Source organism: Halofilum ochraceum (assembly GCF_001614315.2).
Classification (GTDB): domain Bacteria; phylum Pseudomonadota; class Gammaproteobacteria; order XJ16; family Halofilaceae; genus Halofilum; species Halofilum ochraceum.
This window is the reverse complement of sequence record NZ_LVEG02000030.1, coordinates 1-4,439: the sequence shown is the minus strand read 5'-3', so window position 1 is coordinate 4,439 and position 4,439 is coordinate 1. Positions and strand designations below refer to the sequence as shown.

Annotated in this window: 3 protein-coding genes; 1 reads left to right on the top strand and 2 read right to left on the bottom strand. The window is 67.4% G+C overall.

From position 1 onward, the window contains the following. Positions 1-139 precede the first annotated feature (139 nt). Positions 140-634 carry an LPS-assembly lipoprotein LptE gene (locus tag A0W70_RS17050; RefSeq protein ID WP_067564351.1) on the bottom strand — a complete coding sequence of 165 codons (495 nt, stop codon included), beginning with the start codon at positions 632-634 and terminating at the stop codon, positions 140-142. 349 nt (positions 635-983) lie between these two features. Further along, positions 984-3,449: a leucine--tRNA ligase gene (leuS, locus tag A0W70_RS16315; protein ID WP_067564348.1), complete on the bottom strand. Its 2,466-nt coding sequence runs from the start codon at positions 3,447-3,449 to the stop codon at positions 984-986. A gap of 370 nt (positions 3,450-3,819) precedes the next feature. On the opposite strand from leuS, the gene A0W70_RS16310 reads away from it, so the two are divergent. Continuing rightward, a complete protein-coding gene (locus A0W70_RS16310) occupies positions 3,820-4,350 on the top strand; it encodes a zinc ribbon-containing protein (RefSeq protein WP_067564344.1) in 531 nt (176 codons plus the stop codon). Positions 4,351-4,439: the final 89 nt, after the last annotated feature.

The following is a 4,439-nucleotide window of genomic DNA, read 5'->3' as shown; positions in this document are numbered from 1 at the left end:
CGGTGGGGTGCAGTGCGTAGGCCGGCTTTTGCCGAAGGCAACAGCCGGCGTTCCCGAGGATTCGATGGGGCGGCAACCGCGAACGCTGTCGCCGGCTGGCTCCCTTCGGTCGCAAGCCGGCCTACGGTGGGGTCGCGGGTCAGCTGTTGTCGGTGAGCTGGACGCCCTGGAGGCGGAAGAGGATGCGCTGGGCGATGTCTTCGCGCATGTTCTCGATCAGGCGCTGTTCCTGCTCGTTGGTCGTGAGGACGGTGCTGGCGTTGTAATCGTAGCTGCGGTTTGCGCGGTAGGTGGTCGGGGCGATGAGGATGCGGCGGCTCTTGTCGTCGCTGCCTTTGGCGGTGAGCTGCCAGCGGACTTCGTAACGGACCTCGTATTCGTCGACCTTGCCGTTGAAGTCGACCGAGATCACGCGACGGCTGTCGCCCTCTTTCAGGATTTCGAGATCGGAGGCGGCGGGGCCTTCGCTCGATTGGGCGAGCGCATTGCTGCGGCGCAGGTTGGTGCGCAGTTCCTCGGCGACGCTGCCGCCGGCGACGGCGATGGGGGTAATGCCCGGCGGCAGGTTGTAGCTGCCGCGGAGTTTCCAGCCGCAGGCGGTGAGGGTGGCGGCGAGGAGGACGACCGCGGCCACGCGCAGGGGGTGGTTTGGTCGTGTTCTCGGGCTCTGGGTTGCCGCGTTCCGTGTTCGCGCACTCTGCGTTCCGGGGCGCTGCGTTCCGGGGCGCTGTAGGTCGGGCTTTAGCCCGACAAAGCACTTGCACGGCGCAAACAGGTTCCCCGCCCCGGTATTCCCCCCGACACCGCGCGGGCAATCCGGTGTCGGGCTGTAAGCCCGACCTACGGAGTATTTTTGCGCCGTGCCTTCGGCTTGTCGGGCTGAAGCCCGACCTACGGGGGCGCAGCCGCCTGGGTCACGGGCGGCGGCACTCTGGCCGGCGAAATCGCTTTCGGCCGGGGGCTGGCGGGTGGTGGTCATGGAGTCAGCCTAGCACCACGTTGACCAGTTTGCCGGGGACGACGATGACTTTGCGGATGGTCTTGCCCTCGGTGTGGCGCTGGACGTTGTCGGCGGCGAGCGCGGTTTCGCGGATGGCCTCTTCGCTGGCGTCGGCCGCGACGGAGACGCGGTCGCGGAGTTTGCCGTTGACCTGGACCACGAGTTCGACGGTATCGCGCACCAGCGCCCCTTCGTCGACCTCCGGCCAGGCTTTTTCGGCGACGCTCTCTTCGTAGCCGAGTTCGTGCCACAGGCTGTTGGCGATGTGCGGGACGATCGGCGCCAGCATGAGCACGACGTGTTCCAGCACTTCGCGCGTGACGGCGTGACCGGCGGCGGTGCCGTCGTTGGCAGTGCCGAGCTCGTTCATGAGCTCCATGACGGCGGCGACGGCGGTGTTGAAGGTATAGCGCCGGCCCATGTCGTCGGTGACCTTCGCCAGCGTCTCGTGGAGCTTGCGGCGCAGGGCCTTGTGGGTGTCGTTGAGGTGCTCCGGCGCGCGGGCCGATGCGTCGACCGGGCCGGCCTGCAGGTGATCGTGTACCGCTTTCCACAAGCGCTTGAGGAAGCGGTGGGCGCCGTCGACGCCGGCGTCGCTCCATTCCAGCGTCTGCTCCGGCGGCGCCGCAAACATGATGAACAGGCGCACGGTGTCCGCGCCGACCGTGTCGATCATCTCCTGCGGGTCGACGGTGTTGCCCTTGGACTTGGACATCTTGGCGCCGTCTTTCAGCACCATGCCCTGGGTGAGCAGGTTGGTGAACGGCTCGTCCGAGTTCACCAGGCCCTCGTCGCGCATCACCTTGTGGAAGAAGCGCGCATAGAGCAGATGCAGGATGGCGTGCTCGATGCCGCCGATGTACTGGTCGACCGGCATCCAGTAGTTGACGCGATCATCGACCATGGCCTGATCGTTGTCGGCGCAGGCGTAGCGCGAGAAGTACCAGGACGATTCGAAGAAGGTGTCGAAGGTGTCCGTGTCGCGGTGCGCGGCCTTGCCGCATTGCGGGCACTCGGTCTCGTAGAACGAGGGGTCCTGCTTGAGCACGGAGCCGCCGCTCTTCGGGAGTTCGATGTCTTCCGGCAGCGTGACCGGCAGGTCCTTGGCGGGGACCGGCACGGGGCCGCAGGCGTCGCAGTGGATGACGGGGATGGGCGCGCCCCAGTAGCGCTGGCGCGAGACGCCCCAGTCGCGCAGGCGCCACTGGGTCTGGATCTCGCCGCGCCCGTCGGCGGCGAGATCGGCGGCGATGCGATCGAAGGCCTCTTCGGTGGTGAGTCCGTCGTAGTCGCCGGAGTTCACGACGCGGCCATAGTCGGTGTAGGCCGCGTCGGTGACATCGACGTGCGCGCCGTCGGCGGCGTCGATGACCTGTTTGATCGGCAGGCCGTACTTGCGGGCGAAGGCGTGGTCGCGGTCGTCGTGGCCGGGCACGGCCATGATCGCGCCGGTGCCGTAGGCCATCAGCACGAAGTTGGCGACATAGATCGGCAGGCGGTCGCCGGTGATCGGGTGGATCGCCTCCTGCCCGAGCGGCATACCCTTCTTTTCCTGCGTCTCGAGATCGGCCTCGGAGGTGGTGCCGTGGCGGCACTCATCGACGAAGGCCTTGAGGTCCGCGTCGTGTTCGGCGGCGGCGAGCGCCAGCGGGTGCTCGGCGGCGACGGCCATGTAGGTGGAGCCGAGCAGCGTGTCCGGGCGCGTCGTGAACACCTCGAGCGGCTCGGCGGCCTCGGCGGCGACGTCGAAGCGGATCTGCACGCCGCGCGACTTGCCGATCCAGTTGCGCTGCATGGTGCGCACGGCATCCGGCCAGCCGGGCATGCGGTCGAGTTCGTCGAGCAGTTCCTCGGCGTAATCGGTGATGCGCAGGAACCACTGCGGGATCTCGCGGCGCTCGACGGTCGCGCCGGAGCGCCAGCCCTTGCCGTCGATGACCTGCTCGTTGGCGAGCACGGTCTGGTCGACCGGGTCCCAGTTGACGACGGCGCTCTTGCGGTAGACGAGGCCCTTCTCCAGCAGGCGCGTGAAGAACCACTGCTCCCAGCGGTAGTAGGACGGATCGCAGGTGGCGACCTCGCGCGACCAGTCGTAGGCGAAGCCGAGGCGTTTGAGCTGGCCGCGCATGTATTCGATGTTCTCGCGCGTCCACTGGGCCGGCGGTACGTTGTTCTGCATCGCCGCGTTCTCGGCCGGCAGGCCGAAGGCGTCCCAGCCCATCGGCTGCAGGACGTTGTAGCCGCGCATGCGCATGTAGCGGGTAATGACGTCGCCGATGGTGTAGTTGCGCACGTGGCCGACATGCAGCCGCCCAGAGGGGTACGGGAACATCGACAGGCAGTAGAACTTCTCCCGCGAAGGGTCTTCCGTCACCCGGAAACTGTCGCGTCGGGCCCATTCGTCATGCGCGGCACGCTCGATTGCGTGGGGGTCGTAGTTCGCTTCCATCGGGTTTTGTCGCCTGTCTGGCCCGTCAGCGGGCGGTGTGCGGTCGGTGCGGTGAGCGCGACATCATAAACTACCCGGGCGGGTGCTCAAACGGGAGGGGGCTGAGGGCGAAGGGCGAAGGGCGAAGGGCGAAGGGCCAAGGGCCAAGGGCCAAGGGCCAAGGGCCAAGGATCGTAGGCCGGCTTTTGCCGAAGGCAACAGCCGGCATGTACCTGCACGAGGTCGATACCTCGTCCGCCGGCTGGCTCCCTTCGGTCGCAAGCCGGCCTACGGTGCTTGGCATTTCCTGCTCGCGAATGCCGGTACAACGCCGTTTGCGGGCGCTACAATGGCGTTGGGAAGCCAACCGATTCCGACCGGAGAAACGCCCATGGCCGACGACCGCAAGACCCACGAGGACGTGACCAGCCCGCACCTTGTCCGCGCCTACCGCCGCATGCTCGAGCGCGCCCGCGAGATCCTGGAGAACGAGACGCGTCCGTCGCTCAAGGATGCGGTCGACCGCGCCCGCACGAGCACGGTGGAACTCGGTGAGGTGACGCGCGAGGAAGCGGACCAGGTCGCCGGTTACCTCAAGCGCGACCTGCACGACGCCGGCGATTACCTCTCGCGCACGGGCCGCGAGCTGCGTGAATGGGCGCAGATCGATCTGTCGATGGTCGAGCACGGTCTGGTGGATCTGTTCGTGCGCGCCGCCGACCGCACGCGCCTCGAGATGGAGGCCTTTAACCGCGAGCTCAAATCGGGCCCGCTGTACCGCAGCGGCGAGATGACCGGCCCCGGGACACTGCGCTGCGGCAATTGCGGGCAGTTGATGCATTTCCACGAACCGGGCCACATCCCGCCCTGCCCCAAGTGCCACAAGACGGAGTTCCGGCGGCATACCGACGAGAGTGAGTGAGGCGGCAGGGCCAAGGGCCAAGGGCCAAGGGCCAAGGGCCAAGGGCCAAGGGCCAAGGGCCAAGGGCCAAGGAGTCAGTGTAGCCAACG